Below are 15,552 nucleotides of genomic sequence, written 5' to 3' on the forward strand. Positions count from 1 at the left end.
TTGTCTTGTGGCTAAGTCTAGCAGATGAAGGGTCTGAAATCAAGAAAAATCGTTTCAAAAATAGCAATTTTGTTGAAAATTAAATAATTTTTTCGAAATTTTCTTCTATTTTCAGCCAAATCTACAAAGCCATGTGGTGCGTGCCTTTGTACTTTTCCCGGGTAGCAAGTCCTCCCCGTATGTGCCGCTCAGACTTGTTTACATCCAGGATCTTCCTGGCCTCCGCCGCCAGGGACGGATTGATCTGGAGAAGGCGGTCGGTTACGTCTTTATGTATGGTCGACTTACTGACCCCAAACTGCTTAGCCGTCTGCCTCACTGTAGCCTTATGTTCAATGATATAACATGCGATCTCTACTGCCCTCTCCTCAATATACTCTTTCATAAAAACCCCTGCATACATTCTTTTTACAATGTATGCAGGGGAATAAAGAGTCATGCTTTTCTTTCAAAACCAGCTCATTACAATTCCTGTCTATTCTCCTAATCAGGAAATATTAGCCTTGTCTTCCCACCTCGATATTATGTGGCAGTTTGCTTCATCTACTGCTTTTCAGACACATTTTTATGGCCGGGAAGATTGGACGCAACCCGTTTTGGCATGTTTTGGGGCAAATTGATCTGTATTCCAAATAATATTCGAACAAACCAAACCATAAATAATAATACAACAATGGGAATTAAACAGGATGTGACCAACATTACAGCAATCATTTCAATAAAATGATTTAAAACCTTTTCACCTTTTTCCAATAAACCCGCTGCCCCATCTTTGATCTTTGACAATGCTTTATCGATTATATTACCTTCCGAATCTGTGTTTTCGTCTATTTCATTTGTTATCTCATCAGCCTCTTCCATGACCATTTCCACAGATGCATCGTACGTTTGCTCTATTATTGCCGAAGCCTTCATACTTATCGGGATAATCATAAATATAACCAGCGCAAAAGCTGCCATTTTTATTGCCAGCATTTTAAAAAATGTTCTATTCAGACATATTCCTATTCCCAAAAGGATACAGGCTGCTGGAATCAATATAGTAAACGCCGCATACCCAGTAAGTGTAACTAGATATTTTTCCAGGAAAACAACCATTAGAATGATCATAAAATATGAGGTCAGGTCTGCCAGTTTATTTGCTACAGGTGTTGTAGCATCTCCAGGGATTGCCGCAATTGCAGCAGATGCCGCCGCTGAGGCCGCTGTCAGTTTCAAAACATCTGCTTTCTTTTCATCTAAAGACTCTATTGTTTTCGTATGATTTTCCGGATTGCTTGCCGCCTTTGAAAATACATTTATTGACAGAAACGCCACTACAAAAAGCACCAATACCACCGCTATTCTTTTTGCACCTATCTTTTGTATTATCTTCATCATTTTCTTTACTCCTTCGCAAAACCTGCTCGTTGGATTTACTTATCCAATATTTCATCTAGAAGAATGCTCCTCAACCAGTCTGTTTTTCGACTTTTCACATGTTCTCACTGCATAAAAAGGCAGGGCGCACGCCCTGCCTGAAGCTCTCTTTAGTTGGAAGTAGATCCCGGTCCCTGTCCTACTCTGCCGAGTCACTGACTACCTGTATGCAGTTGTCAGCCAGCCACTCCTGCACGATCTGCTGAATCACCATATCCTTCAGCTCCTCCTCAGTGGCCGCCTCCTTCAGCGCATCCACATCCTCAAAGCCATAGGTCTCGGCCAGGTCTTTGAAATGCTCTTCATACTCCTCATCTGTCGGTGTCAGGTTCTCTTCATCCGCAATAGCCCTGGCAACATACTTCTGCTTGACGGACTGCTGCGCAGCTTCCTCAGCCTGGCTCTCAAAGCCGGACACATCCATGTTCATCTGGCTTGAGATAAAGTCCTCATAGCTCATGCCATAGGTCTCTGCTGCATCCTTGTACTGCTGGACCAGCTGATCCTTGATCTCATTCACTTCATCCTCGGGATACTTCTCCACCTCTGCCTTCTCAAGCACAGCATTCCAGGCCTCTGACTCCAGACTATAATTGTAATTTTCCTCTGCGGACTCCTCCAGCGTCTTCTTTACTTCCTCCCGGTACTCGTCCACAGTGCTGGACTCTTCAGACACCGTCTTTACAAAGTCATCGTTCACTTCCGGGAGAGTGCTGATGGAGTTGACTGTGATGGTAAAGGTCACCGGTTTGCCGGAGAATTCCGGGTTTCCTGTGTAGGGGTCCGGGAACTGGCCATTCCAGTCAAAAGTCTCCCCTGCATTGTGCCCGATAATGCTGTCCTCAAATCCATCGATAAACTGACCGGAGCCAATGGTCAGGTCATATCCCTGGCCGGAACCTCCGTCAAACTCCTGGCCGTCCATTTTTCCCACGAAATCGATGTTGGCAATATCACCTTTCTGTACGGGACGATCCGTCACCTGCTGGGCATTCTGCTGCTGTACAGAGGCAATATAGCTGTCTATATCTTCATCTGTCACTTCCTCTTTATCGGCCACCTTATCTACTTCTATCCCTTTGTACCCGCCGACCGTCACATACTCATTGGACGCCTGGTTGCCGCCGGAGCATCCTGCCAGTGCCGCGGAGCATGTCAGTATGCCAGCCAGTAAAAGCGCTGCTTTCCTTTTCATGTCTACACCTCTTAATCCTTGATTCTTTCTTCTGTATCCTTCATCCTTAGCCGGATACTCGTATCAGTATAGCACATCCCGCTTTTGAATAAAAGTGGCTTTATACTTTTTTCATTTCCTTCTCTCCGAAAAACAGGAGTGCAGGAAGCCAGAAAACACAAAATCCACGCAAGAAAAACATTGCGCATCCCCCTAAACAATGTTAAAATATACTGTGCATTATTACATAGTGAGGAGGTTTCCCGTGTCTACATTTACGATTGTTTTATTAGTCATTCTGATCGTTTTGATCATTGCGTGTATTGTGCTGTACTTCCTCGGCAAAAAGGCTGAAAAAAGACAGGCTGAGCAGCAGGAACAGCTGGAGGCTGCAGCGCAGACACTTACCATGCTTATCATTGACAAGCGCACAATGCGCCTGAGAGATGCCGGCTTTCCGTCTATTGTACTGGAAAACACACCCAAGTATCTCCGCCGCTCCAAGGTTCCGGTTGTAAAGGCAAAGGTAGGGCCGAAGATCATGACACTGATGTGCGACTCCAAGGTGTATCCCCTTATTCCTGTAAAAAAGGAAGTCAAGGCTACCGTGAGCGGCATCTATATCACAGCAGTCAGAGGCCTGCGCGGTCCTCTGGAAGCACCGCCGAAGAAGAAAGGCCTGATCGCCAGACTTCGGGACAAAATATAGACTGCGTCACACATCACATAGGAAGGACACAAAAAACTCCAGGTTTTGGAACCTGGAGTTTTTCTTTTTCATTTTTCTGCTTCTGCTGTTCGTTTCAGCTTTTCAAGATCCCGGACATCTCCGGCGCCTCAGCGCTGTGCACCGGTCTGATATGCACATCAATCTCACAGTCAGACAGGGGCTCGCTGTTGATATCCAGAGCGTAACTGATATGCACATCGATTCTGTCCTCGGCGACTTCTGTGGTGATGTCCCTCGTGTGGATCCCCACCATCATTTCGCCAAAGGGCGTCTGGTAGGAAGTCATATTCATCCTTCCCTTCTCAAACACCATGCGGGCATTGGCCAGCCCGCTCTTGCAAAGCTCAAACAGACTGTCCCCGTTGATCTTGATCGTATTTTTGACCGTACCGGGCACGCCCTCCACAACCTCGTCGTAGAGCACGTAGTGCCTGTCATTTTTCAGGTAATAGACTGCCGGCGTGATGATCTCCACCGGTTCACCCTCTCCGTTCTCCTCCTCTGTGCCGAAGTGGAGTCCGGAAATACTGATCAATACATCCTTTGTCATTTACAGTGCCAGCTCTCTTGCAATTTCATACTGATAAGCCGGGATACCTTTCTGCATGTTCAGGGCTTCGTTGATATCGAAGTCCACATACTCGCCTCCCCGGTATCCGACTACGCGGTTGCTTTTGCCTTCCAGAAGAAGATCCACTGCCTTTGCGCCCATAATGGAAGCATACACGCGGTCCTTACATGTGGGGCTTCCGCCTCTCTGCATGTGTCCCAGGATGGTCGCTCTTGCCTCCATGCCTGTAGCTGCCTCGATCCTCTTGGCCAGCTCGATGGATCCGCCGATACCTTCCGCATTGATGATGATATAGTTCTTCTTGCCGCGCTTCCGGCACTCTTTAATATCCTCGATGATCGCTTCCTCATCAAAATCGTGTTCCTCGGGAAGAAGAATTCTCTCTGCGCCGTTGGCAATACCGCACCAAAGGGCCAGCCATCCGGCGTCTCTTCCCATAACCTCGATGATGGAACATCTCTCGTGGGAAGTAGATGTGTCTCTTACTTTGTCGATCGCTTCCATAGCTGTGTTTACAGCAGTGTCAAATCCGATGGTGTACTCTGTGCAGGCGATATCCAGGTCGATGGTTCCCGGAATACCCACTGTATTTACGCCCAGGTTAGCCAGCTTCTGTGCACCTGCGAAGGATCCGTCTCCACCGATGACTACCAGGCCGTCGATGCCGTATTTCTTGCAGATCGCTGCTGCTTTCTGCTGTCCTTCTTCTGTACGCATCTCCTCACAGCGGGCTGTCTGCAGGATCGTACCGCCTCTCTGGATCGTATCAGATACATCTCTTGCTGTCAGATCTATGATCTCTTCATCAAGGAGTCCCTGGTAACCTCTGCGGATACCTCTCACCTTGACGCCTTTCCCTAATGCCGTTCTTACTACCGCACGAATGGCAGCATTCATTCCCGGCGCATCTCCGCCGCTAGTTAAAACTCCAATCGTACGAATTACCTTATTCTCTGCCATGACTTTTCCTCCATTTGTCGTGTATTCATAGTTTCGGATTTTTCTTTCTCTTATTCTTTACCATTCTACATTATCTACTTTAGGCTTTCAATGGGTTTTTCTACAACTTTTACACAACTTTCCCCGAAATAATTCGTCAATCTGCTCAGTATTCCTGGTTCGATATAAATATTCTTCCCTGGCGGGAGTCTTTTCACTGCTTTCTCTGCCCGGCAGTAGATAACCACGGAATCGTCGCCGTCGGAAGCCCGGAGCATATCAAAGAGATGCTCCTCGTCTTCCATGTATGCCGCTTTGTCCTTGTACTGGATCCAGAGCTCCTTCTTCGTCTGCTCAAAGGGCACCACATTCTCGCAGATCAACTTGCTGGGAGCGTCGTCCTCCTCTGAGACCCTGCCCCGGATAAACACCTTGTCATCCTGCCCCAGCATCCGCTGGTATTTCTCGTAATCCCTGGGGAACACCACGATCTCCACCGTGCCGGCCAGATCTTCCAACGTCAGGAACGCCATCATCTTGTTGTTTTTCGTGTGCTTGATGGTCTTGGCCGTGATCATGCCTCCCACCGTCTCCTTGACGCCGTCACGCACCTTGGAGCGCCCGGTCTCATCGTCGATCTGGAAGTCAAGGGTGGTCCTTGTGATATTTTTCTTCCACTTCTCCTCGTAGTCTTCCAGGGGATGGCCTGTCAGGTACACGCCGATGACCTCTTTTTCAAAGGCCAGCTTCGTCTCCTTGTCGTACTCTCCCACATCCGGCAAGGGAATATCAAACTCCTTCTTCTGCTCCTCATCCACCAGGTCAAACAGGGACATCTGTCCGGTCATGGAGTACTTTTTCTCCTGGTTCACCTGGTCCAGGATCTGCACATAGATGGCCATGAACTGCCTTCTCGTGCCGCCCAGGCCATCAAAGGCTCCCGCCTTGATAAAGTTCTCGATGGTGCGCCGGTTCACATCCTTTCCGGACATTCTCTCAATGAAATCTTTCAGGCTGCGGAACAGGCCGCTTGTCTCCCTCTCCGTGATGATGGACTGGATCACCGGCCTGCCGATGCTCTTAATAGCCGCAAGACCGTACCGGATGCTGCCTCCGTCCACGGAGAAATTCCCCTCTCCTTTGTTGATGTCCGGGGGCAGGATATCGATCCCCATCTGGCGGCAGCTGTAAATGTATTCCGCCACTTTTGACGGATTTTCAATCACGGATGTCATAAGGGCTGCCATAAATTCCACCGGATAGTAGTATTTCAGATAAGCTGTCTGGTAGGACACCACCGCGTAGGCCGCTGCGTGGGATTTATTAAAAGCATATTTTGCAAAATCGATCATCTCGTCGTAGATCTTGTTGGCCGTCTTTTCGTCTATGCCGTTGTTCACGCAGCCCGGCACGCCCTCCTCCGGGTTGCCGTAGACAAAATTCTGCCGCTCCCTCTGCATCACATCGCCCTTTTTCTTGGACATGGCGCGGCGCAGAAGGTCGCTGCGGCCCAGGGTGTAGCCGGCCAGATCCCGGACGATCTGCATGACCTGCTCCTGGTAGACGATGCACCCGTATGTGGGAGCCAGGATGGGCTCCAGCTGAGGGCAGTCGTAGGTGATGAGCTCCGGGTTGTTTTTCCCCTTGATGTACTGGGGGATAAAGTCCATGGGGCCCGGGCGGTACAGGGAGATCCCGGCAATGATGTCCTCCAGGCTCTGAGGCTTCAGCTCTTTCATAAAGCTCTTCATCCCGGAACTCTCAAGCTGGAAGACGCCGTCCGTCTTTCCGGTTCCGATGGAATCCAGCACCGCTTTGTCATTGTAATCAATGCTGTGTATGTCAATGTCTTTTCCCGTGCTCCTGCGGGCCAGCTCCACCGCGTTCTGGATCACGGTCAGGGTCCGAAGGCCCAGGAAATCCATCTTCAGAAGCCCCAGTTCCTCCAGCGTGGTCATAGTGAACTGGGTAGTCACGGAGCCATCCGAGCCAAGAGAGAGCGGCACATACTCGTCCACCGCCTTCTGGCTGATCACCACGCCGGCGGCGTGCATGGAGGTGTGCCTGGGCAGTCCCTCCAGCCTCTTGGACATGTCGATGAGCTCCCGCACCTGGTCGTCTTCCTGGTACAGCTTTTTCAGTTCCGGGTTCATGGCCAGGGCCTTGTCCAGGGTAATGTTCAGCTCCGTGGGAACCATTTTCGCGATGGTGTCCACAAAGGCGTAGGGCAGATCCATGACCCTGCCCACATCCCTGAGGACGCCCCTTGCTGCCAGGGTACCGAAGGTGACGATCTGCACCACCCGGTCAGAGCCGTACTTGCGCACCACATAGTCTATGACTTCCTGCCTTCTCTCAAAACAGAAATCCACGTCAATATCCGGCATGGACACACGCTCCGGGTTGAGGAACCTCTCAAAGAGGAGCTGGTACCGGATGGGGTCGATGCTGGTAATGCCCAGGCAGTAGGCCACAATGCTTCCGGCGGCGGATCCACGGCCGGGGCCCACCATGATGTTGTTGTCCCTGGCGTATTTGATAAAATCCCACACGATCAGGAAGTAGTCCACATACCCCATATCGTGAATGACAGACAGCTCGTACTTCAGCCGTTCTTTCAGCTCCTCCGTGACAGGGCTGTATCTCTGCTCCAGCCCACTGTAGCAGAGCTCATTCAGGTACTCCCAGGACGTGTGTCCTTCCGGCACATCGTATTTGGGCAGCTTGGTCACGCCGAACTCGATCTCCACATTGCACCGGTCCGCGATCTTCTGGGTATTTTCCAGCGCTTCCAGGGCGTAGGGGAAGAGCTCCCGCATCTCCTCTTCTGATTTGATGTAGTACTGCCCTCCCTCGTAGCGCATCCGGTCCTCGTCCGCCAGCTTCTTTCCAGTCTGCAGACAGAGCAGGATGTCGTGGGGTTTCACGTCGTCCTCATAGGTGTAGTGAACGTCGTTGGTAGCCACAAGCTGGATCCCCGTCTCCCTACTCATCCGCAGCAGCGCCTGATTCACCATCTGCTGCTGGGACATGCCGTGGTCCTGCAGCTCCAGGAAGAAGTTCCCTTTCCCGAAGATCTTCTCATAGCGCAGGGCCGCCTCCTTTGCCTCCTCGTAGAGGCCCTGGCCTATATCTCTTGCCACTTCCCCCGCCAGGCAGGCGCTCAGAGCAATGATCCCCTCGTGGAATTCCTCCAGAAGTTCCATGTCCACCCTGGGCTTGTAGTAGTAGCCCTCCGTAAATCCCCGGGAGACAAGCTTCATCAGATTGTGATATCCTGTGTCGTTCTCTGCCAGCAGCACAAGATGATAGTATCTGCTCTCGCTGTTTCCCCTGGCCTCCTTGTCAAACCGGGAGCCCGGGGCTACGTAGACTTCACAGCCAAGGACCGGCTTGATCCCCGCTGCCTTTGCCGCCTTGTAGAAGTCGATGACGCCGTACATGACGCCGTGGTCGGTGATGGCCACGCTGTCCATGCCCAGCTCCTTCACCCGGGAAATACATTCCTTTATTTTATTGGATCCGTCCAGCAGACTGTACTCTGTGTGGACGTGCAGATGTGCAAAACTCATATTTTCACCATATATCCTTTCCATTCATCCCACCCGGCAGGTGGTGAACCTGGAAACATTGTACTACGAATAAAAGGGAGGCGCAAGAAGCTCATTTAAGGCAGTCATCCTTCGGACAGATGCGATAAATGAGTACAAAAAAGACGGTCCTCTCTTCCGGGAGAACCGTCCGCAAAATCATTTCTAGCCGTTGATCATAAAATTGACCAGTCTGTCAATATCCTCTTTCTCGTATGCGATGATCTCCAGCTCCGGGATCTCGCCGCCTGAGAAGATGTTGGCCATGGACACATACTGGGACAGCTTGGACTTCAGGTTCAGTCTGTCTCCCTCGCCGGTCACCAGCTCCACTTTTCCCTTGCAGTCATCAATAACCTTGAAAAACTTGTCGATATCTGTAATGTTCTGTACTTTCATAGTTCTACATTCCTTTCTGCAAATTTGCTCAGCGATGAGGTTTTCCCCATCTACCCATCATTATAACCATATTTTACCGAATTGCAATGCTTTTTTCCCGGATCTCGATCTTGCCCTCTTTGAGAAGACGCCCCACCGCACGCTTAAAAGCGTTCTTTCCAAAACCGAACTCCGCGCGGATCAGCTCCGGGTCAGCCTTGTCCGTGAAGGGCAGCTCCCCGCCGTTCGCTATAATCTTTTCCATCACAGCCTCCGCATCTCTGTCCATCTGGATGAAAGCTTTCTCCCGCAGGCTTAAGTCCAGCTTTCCATCCGGCTTCACGTCCGTCACCCGCGCTTCTATCCGGTCACCCACCTTGTATCTGCCCGAGGCCTCCCTCTTGGGGATCAGCGCGCAGTACCGGTCGTCCACTGCCACAAAAAGGCCGAAATTCAGGCTCTTCTCGTAAATAATGCCTGTGACTCTGTCATCTTTTTTGTAGGGGGACTTTTTCTCCAGCTTGTCGTACACCTTCATGGTGGCGCACAGTCTCCCGCTCTTGTCCACGTAGAGGCTGACAAGACACTGGTCTCCCTTTTTCACTTTCGCCGTCTGCTGCTTGAAGGGGAGGAAGAGATCCTTCTCCAGCCCCCAGTCCAGAAATGCACCGATAGCTCCTGTGTCCTTCACCCGGAGAAGCTTCACTTCCCCAAGCTGTATTTTGGGCTCATTGGTGGTGGCGATCAGACGGTCTTTTGAATCCCGGTACAGGAAAACTTCTATCTCATCTCCCACCTGCGTGCCCTCCGGCACCTGCTTTCTCGGAAGCAGCACCCTCTCTTCCTCTGTCCCCAGATACACGCCGAACTCCGTCTTTTTCACAACGGCCAGCGTCTGTTTTTTCCCTAATCCTTCTTCTAACATCTCTTTTCTCCTGTCAGTTCCACAACTGCGTACGGTTTTCCCTCCGCATTGCACAGCTCCACAACTGTCCTTTCTTCTTCTCTTGCCGTTCTGGGACAGATCATGTCTCCCAGCACAGCGGATCTTTTGTACTCTACCCTTACCTTTCTCACAAGCATCTCTTCTCTGAGTGTCTCCAGGGCCATCTGCACATACTGGCAATTGTTCACATGCTCGTTGGTGTCAATATGATATTTGCGCACCGGAAAGGCGGTGCCTTCCTCCAGCTCCTCCGGAAGCCTGATCTTTCTGGATGCGTACTCCATCTCAAGGGGCGCCTCCGTACCGTACTTTTCGATGTCCTCCGGCAGGGGCTTTGCCGGGCGTCCTCTCTCCAGGTCCATAAAAGCCCAGATAGAATTGGCACAGGCCGCCCGCTCTCCTTTTTCATCCCACATACAGAAATTTCTGTGGCCGTAAAGGCCGTTGAACTCGGTGGCCCAGGTGCCCACTTTGATCTTCTCCCCGATCCTGGGATACCTGTCCACGATGATCTGCCAGGAAGTCAGCACCCACGCCCGCTTCTTTTCTTTCAGATAATCGATCCCAAGGCCGATATCCTCCGAGTGAAAAATGCTGCAGTCCTGGAAATAGTTGATGATCCCCGGAAGGGTGATGGTCTCGTGGTGGTCTGCCTCGCTGAACCTTACCCTGCTGTCAAATGCATACATGTTACTCTTCCTCTCCCTGTGCTATGTAGCTCTTCTCAGTCGTGATCACACACTGGTATCTGTGATCGATCTGCTGGAGCTGTTTTCTCACTTTTTTTGTCAGTTCTCTCTCTTCTTCCTCCGTGTAGCGGTAGGGGATGACCATGTCAAAGATCACATTGATCCGCTCCTTTCCCTCCACCACCCGCAGGTCATGGATGGAAACATCCGGGTCGATCCCGCTCACCGTCTCCTGCACCTGGCTCATGACGGCCAGGATCTTTTCGTCCTTTGTCTCCACCGGATCCATGTGGATGACGAGGAAGACGCCCAGCTGCCTCACCGCGTCCCTCTCGATCCGGTCGATGATCTCATGGGATGTCTCTATGTCCACATCGTTGGGCACCTCGGCGTGGATGGACGCCATATTCCGGCCGGGTCCGTAGTTATGTACGATCAGGTCGTGGCTCCCCACGATCCCCTCATAGCTCTCCACGAAACCGGATATCTTTTTGTAATCTGCCGGATCGATGGCCTCTCCCAAAAGCGGCTTCAATGTATCCCGGGCAATGCCGATACCCGCCCACATGACAACCAGGGACACGCACAGTCCGATGAAGCCGTCAATGTTCCGGCCCGTGAAGCCGAAAAACAGAAGGGAGAACACCGTGGCTGCCGTGGTGATGACATCCCCGATGGCGTCCGCCGCTGTGGCCAGCAGGACTTTGGAGTCGATCCTTTTTCCCAGCTTCCTGTTGAAAATACTCATCCACAGCTTGACGCAGATGGACAGCAGGAGGATCAGCACAGAGACCATGCCAAATTCCATGGGCTGGGGTTCTCTGATCCTGCCGATGGCGTCCTTGAAGAAAGTAAATCCCACCTCGATCACAAGGAAGGAGACCACCAGGGCTGTTATGTACTCCATCCTTCCGTGTCCGAAGGGGTGCTCACTGTCCGCCGGTTTTCCCGCCATCTTCACCCCGATCAGCCCGATGACGGAGGATGCGGCGTCGGACAGGTTGTTGAACGCGTCCGCTGTGACGGAGATGCTGTGCATCAGAAGTCCGATCACCGCCTTGGCCGCAAAGAGCAGCACATTGCAGAAGATGCCCACCACCGACGCCAGCGTTCCATACTGGGTGCGGACGGACACCTTCTCTGTCTGCTCATAGTCCTTCACGAAATGTCTGATCAAAAATTCTGTCATATCCTTTTCCTCTCAAGTATGCTCTCTCTCCACTGCCGCGCTAATCCCTGCCCCCGAAGAAGAACCATCTGAGCTTAAAATCCGAGTACGCTGTGATCATCTCGTATTCGTCCTCCCCCAGGACCCGGCCCAGCTGCTCCTTCTCCTCCTCGGGCACGCGGGCGGTCACCGCGTCTGTAAAGCAAAGGGATGGGTAGAGACAGCACCACCAGTTATGTCCCTGCCCTTCTCCGATACAGATGCGGAGGGCCGTGTACTCTCCCTCCGGAAATGTGACATCCCCGTAGGTCTTCTCCGGAAAATAGTCCCGCACGAGCTCTGCCCTGACCGGGTCACTGCAGCCCGCTTCCCGGAGCGTCTCCCCCGCGGTCTGCTCCAAAGCCTCCAGATGCTCCTGCACCCAGGAGCAGGTCTCCTCCAGGTCCGCATCCTGCGGCATAGCCTCGCCCATGTAAGCGAGGACCGCCTCCTTTACCTCCATCTTCCTCTGCTGGTCCTGCCGGCTGTCACTGTCAGCCAGCACATGGAAGCGGAGCACCTCCCGGCTCAGCTCCTGGCCGGCCCTCCTGGCCCGGGCCTCCACCAGCATCCCTCTCTGCACAAGAAGGAGCCCCGTCAGCAGCGCCCCGCACAGGAGGGCAATGCCAAGACAGATGGCTTCCTTCTTTCTCTTACCGATATTTCTTCTCATACTATGTACCTCCTGACCGTCCCCTCCCGGGGGATCTATCAGGAGTCTTCACAGTTTTTCAGGTCTTTATGCAAAGCTGCCGCAGTTTTTACTTTTTCATCCGGATCGTATCCATCACGGCCTCCACCTGATTGTCCACATGCTGGCACACGACCTGCACGGCCCGGTCCTTCTGTCCGCTCTCAATAGTCTCTATGATCTCCTCGTGCTCATCAATGAGCTGCTGGTGAAAATCTGACCGCTTCAGATATTCCACCCTGTAACGGTACATCTGCTCTCTCAGATTGTTGAGCAGCTGGATCAGCTTCTGGTTATCTGTGGCCATGTAGATGACATCGTGGAACTTTACATCCGCCTCCGCAATGCGGGTGATATCTCCCTCTTTCAGGGAGGCTTTAAAGTCCTCAGCAGCGCCCTTCAGATCCTGGATCTGCTCATCTGCGATCTTCTCACACACCAGCTCCACCGCCAGCTCTTCCAGCGCCCGGCGCACCTCCAGCACATCCCGCAGGCTCTTCTCCGTGATCTCCGCCACCTCAGCGCCCTTGCGGGGGATCATCAGCACAAGTCCCTCCAGTTCCAGCTTCCGGATGGCCTCCCGGATAGGCGTCCGGCTGACCCCCAGCTTGTTGGCCAGCTGGATCTCCATGAGCCGCTCTCCAGGTTTGAGTTCCCCCCTCAAAATGGCCTGCCGCAGTGTGTTGAATACCACATCCCGCAGAGGCAGGTACTCATTCATACTGACTTCAAAATTCGGTTCCTTCATTTATTTCCTCCTGACATTGTGTACATTCGTGACATAGGCCTGCTTCACAGGCGTCTGTCTCTTCAGCCTGGCTGCCGCCGCCTTGGCCTTACCCCGGGATGTAAAGATCCCGAACACAGTCGGGCCGCTTCCGCTCATCATGGCATTCAGGGCGCCGGCTCCTATCATCACGTCCTTGATCTTTCGAAGCACCGGATACTCCTCCAGCATAACCTGCTCCAGCACGTTTCCCATGCTGTCTGCCACCTGCTGCAGATCTCCCTTCTGAAGTCCCGCAAGGATGCCGTCGATGTCCGGATGGCTCCCCACGCCCTCCTTGTCGATCTTCTCATACACGGTCTTTGTGGACGCAGAAAGGGGCGGCTTTGCGATCAGCACATAGCACTTTGGCAGCGGAGGAAGAGGCGTCAGGATCTCGCCGATCCCCTCTGCCAGGACCGTCCCCCGCATGATGCAGTAGGGCACATCCGCGCCCAGCGTCACGCCTCTGTCCTTCAGTCCCTGCTCAGACAGTCCCAGATCAAACATTCGATTCATGCCGAAGAGCACAGCTGCCGCGTTGGAACTTCCCCCCGCCATCCCGGCTGCCACCGGGATGTGCTTCTCCAGCGTGATCCGAATGCCCTCTCTGATCCCAAACTCCCGCTGCAGAAGATCTGCCGCTTTGTAGGCAATATTGTTTTCATTGACCGGAAGATAGGACAGATTTGTGGATATTTCGATGCCCGGCTCCCGCGTCTTTTCCAGGGTCACGCGGTCGTAGAGATAGACCGTCTGCATGACCATCCTGACATCGTGGTAGCCGTTTTCCCTCCGGCCCAGGATATCAAGTCCCAGATTGATCTTACCCAGTGCTTTCAACTCCAGTTTATCCATTGTACTCTCCTTGTATCTTGTATACAGTGTACTTACAGTATACCCATGTTTTCTTTAAAAATCAATAACCTGTCTCCCGGCCTCAATGTTCCTTCTTTTATATCGTTGACTTCTCTGATCCCCTCCTCCGTGGTATTGTACCGCCGGGCCAGATCCCACAGCGTATCTCCCTCTTTTACAATGTAGCCCACAATGCCGGGTGCATTTTCCAGTTCTTTTGCGTCCACCGGCTGCTCGCTTACATCCAGGATGTTATCCACCCTCTCCGGCTTCCTCAAAAATACCTGGAAGGAGAGAGCCGCCTTTACCTCAGCCTCCCCGTTTCCCAGGAGGCTGACAGAGAGCTGCTCCAGGCTACACTCGATATCACAGCGCATCTCCTCAGAGGCGCCGCTGCACTCAATGGAGTGGGAGAAAGGTACCATTCCCTGCCAGATGCCGAAGGGCTGTTCATCGTCCGCCCTCACATACAGGAACATTACATTCAGGACGCCTTCCGCCCGGATCTCCCCGTCCTGGATCTGGGCCGGCTCCATCTGCAGGAAGCCGCTGCTGTGGCAGATCTGTAAAGTTCCCTCCCGGATCTCCGGCAGGCTCAGCTGCTCTGTCAGCCTGCACTTCGAGTGGTTCTGCATGACAAGGCTTTCCAGGATCACTTCCTCCCTCTCAGGTGTCAGCTTTCTCCCGGGCGCATACAGATCTTCCAGGATGCGGATCTTCTCCTCTCTGTAGACCGTGCAGCGCACTTCCAGGGACGCCTCCACGCCAAAGATGCGCACCTCCCCGTCTTCGTCCAGCCGGGCCTCTATGCTGTCATCTCCCAGGGAAGCGTACACACAGTGGTACATCTCCTCTCCTGCTCCCTCGCAGGACAGGCGGCCCTCAAAGGGCACGCTCTGCTCCACCCACTCTGTCTTCATATTCTGGGACTCATAGAGACAGAAGACCTGCAGCTCGCCCCGCAGCACCAGTCCCCCATCTTCCAGCCTGGTATCCAGTTTCCGAAGGGCGCTCTCCCCCAGAAGGAGGGTGCCGATATTTTCCCTGGCTGCCGGCAGATGGATCTCCTCCTTGATGCGGTACACATCTTTCTGTACCGTGCACAGTTCCAGGATCTCCCTCTCGGAAAATTTCTTGTAGATGGTGGACTCTTCCTCCATGTCCGCCGTGATCTGTTCTTCCTCCGCCCCCTCAGACCCGATGGTCAGATCCACAGAAGCCTTCAGATTCATCTTCCGGGAATTGATCAGGGTTACGCTGACCTCTGCCGTGGCCCCCCGGACAAACAGCTGATCCTTTGGCTCCTCCTCCATGTATACCATCTCCTCAAAAGGCAGCCTGCCGGCAAGTGAGGACAGCTGTTCCCCGCCATCCTCCGTCTCATAGAGGATCTGATAGGATAGCCTCCCTGTCACTCTGGCATAGTGTTCAGCCGGACGTATATCCTCCACATGGATTCTTCCACTGCCGTACACAACTCTGGCGGCATCGTACTTCGCCTCCGGAATATTGATGTCTTCATCTACATAAAACTGATCTGTCACACCAGGTCCGATCCGGCCTGCCCGGACCGTCTTTTTGATCTGCTCCATTT

Annotated in this window: 15 protein-coding genes; 1 reads left to right on the top strand and 14 read right to left on the bottom strand. The window is 52.6% G+C overall.

Features of this window, described 5'->3' with window-relative positions; genetic code table 11:
• Window positions 1-121: 121 nt before the first annotated feature.
• From spoIIID to tig, 3 genes are all read right to left on the bottom strand, one after another.
• Window positions 122-385: a sporulation transcriptional regulator SpoIIID gene (gene spoIIID / locus INF30_RS08935; protein ID WP_076781063.1), complete on the bottom strand. Its 264-nt coding sequence runs from the start codon at window positions 383-385 to the stop codon at window positions 122-124.
• 158 nt (window positions 386-543) lie between these two features.
• Window positions 544-1,380, bottom strand: a complete 837-nt coding sequence (locus INF30_RS08940) for a hypothetical protein (RefSeq protein ID WP_226394948.1) — start codon at window positions 1,378-1,380, stop codon at window positions 544-546.
• Window positions 1,381-1,558: 178 nt separating this feature from the next.
• Window positions 1,559-2,614 carry a trigger factor gene (gene tig / locus INF30_RS08945; protein WP_226394949.1) on the bottom strand — a complete coding sequence of 352 codons (1,056 nt, stop codon included), beginning with the start codon at window positions 2,612-2,614 and terminating at the stop codon, window positions 1,559-1,561.
• 244 nt (window positions 2,615-2,858) lie between these two features.
• Between tig and INF30_RS08950 the strand changes: the two genes are divergently transcribed.
• Window positions 2,859-3,302, top strand: coding sequence for a hypothetical protein (locus tag INF30_RS08950; RefSeq protein ID WP_076779412.1), 444 nt, complete (start codon window positions 2,859-2,861; stop codon window positions 3,300-3,302).
• Between the two features lie 94 nt (window positions 3,303-3,396).
• Here the strand turns inward: INF30_RS08950 and INF30_RS08955 are convergent, their stop codons facing one another.
• From INF30_RS08955 to INF30_RS09005, 11 genes are all read right to left on the bottom strand, one after another.
• Window positions 3,397-3,873, bottom strand: a complete 477-nt coding sequence (locus INF30_RS08955; RefSeq protein WP_226394950.1) for a DUF1934 domain-containing protein — start codon at window positions 3,871-3,873, stop codon at window positions 3,397-3,399.
• On the bottom strand, window positions 3,874-4,854 hold the full coding sequence (gene pfkA, locus INF30_RS08960; RefSeq protein ID WP_076779416.1) for a 6-phosphofructokinase: 981 nt from the start codon (window positions 4,852-4,854) through the stop codon (window positions 3,874-3,876).
• A gap of 74 nt (window positions 4,855-4,928) precedes the next feature.
• Window positions 4,929-8,405, bottom strand: a complete 3,477-nt coding sequence (locus tag INF30_RS08965) for a DNA polymerase III subunit alpha (protein ID WP_226394951.1) — start codon at window positions 8,403-8,405, stop codon at window positions 4,929-4,931.
• Window positions 8,406-8,588: 183 nt separating this feature from the next.
• Entirely contained in the window at window positions 8,589-8,822 is a 234-nt protein-coding gene (locus tag INF30_RS08970) for a polya polymerase (RefSeq protein WP_076779419.1), read from the bottom strand.
• 73 nt (window positions 8,823-8,895) lie between these two features.
• A complete protein-coding gene (locus tag INF30_RS08975) occupies window positions 8,896-9,726 on the bottom strand; it encodes a CvfB family protein (RefSeq protein WP_226394952.1) in 831 nt (276 codons plus the stop codon).
• Window positions 9,720-10,436 carry an acyl-[acyl-carrier-protein] thioesterase gene (locus tag INF30_RS08980; RefSeq protein ID WP_226394953.1) on the bottom strand — a complete coding sequence of 239 codons (717 nt, stop codon included), beginning with the start codon at window positions 10,434-10,436 and terminating at the stop codon, window positions 9,720-9,722. Before INF30_RS08980 ends, INF30_RS08975 begins: the two co-directional genes overlap by 7 nt.
• Window position 10,437: 1 nt before the next feature.
• The gene (locus INF30_RS08985; RefSeq protein ID WP_226394954.1) at window positions 10,438-11,625 is read right to left on the bottom strand and encodes a cation diffusion facilitator family transporter; all 1,188 of its coding nucleotides are present in this window, start codon (window positions 11,623-11,625) and stop codon (window positions 10,438-10,440) included.
• Between the two features lie 40 nt (window positions 11,626-11,665).
• On the bottom strand, window positions 11,666-12,316 hold the full coding sequence (gene spoIIR, locus INF30_RS08990; RefSeq protein WP_226394955.1) for a stage II sporulation protein R: 651 nt from the start codon (window positions 12,314-12,316) through the stop codon (window positions 11,666-11,668).
• An 88-nt stretch (window positions 12,317-12,404) separates the two neighbouring features.
• Window positions 12,405-13,082, bottom strand: coding sequence for a GntR family transcriptional regulator (locus tag INF30_RS08995; protein WP_226394956.1), 678 nt, complete (start codon window positions 13,080-13,082; stop codon window positions 12,405-12,407).
• Window positions 13,083-13,958, bottom strand: a complete 876-nt coding sequence (gene ispE / locus INF30_RS09000; protein ID WP_076779428.1) for a 4-(cytidine 5'-diphospho)-2-C-methyl-D-erythritol kinase — start codon at window positions 13,956-13,958, stop codon at window positions 13,083-13,085.
• Window positions 13,959-13,990: 32 nt separating this feature from the next.
• Window positions 13,991-15,550, bottom strand: coding sequence for a DUF3794 and LysM peptidoglycan-binding domain-containing protein (locus INF30_RS09005; RefSeq protein WP_076779430.1), 1,560 nt, complete (start codon window positions 15,548-15,550; stop codon window positions 13,991-13,993).
• Window positions 15,551-15,552: the final 2 nt, after the last annotated feature.

This window comes from Claveliimonas monacensis, assembly GCF_014982975.1.
Lineage (GTDB): Bacteria > Bacillota > Clostridia > Lachnospirales > Lachnospiraceae > Claveliimonas > Claveliimonas monacensis.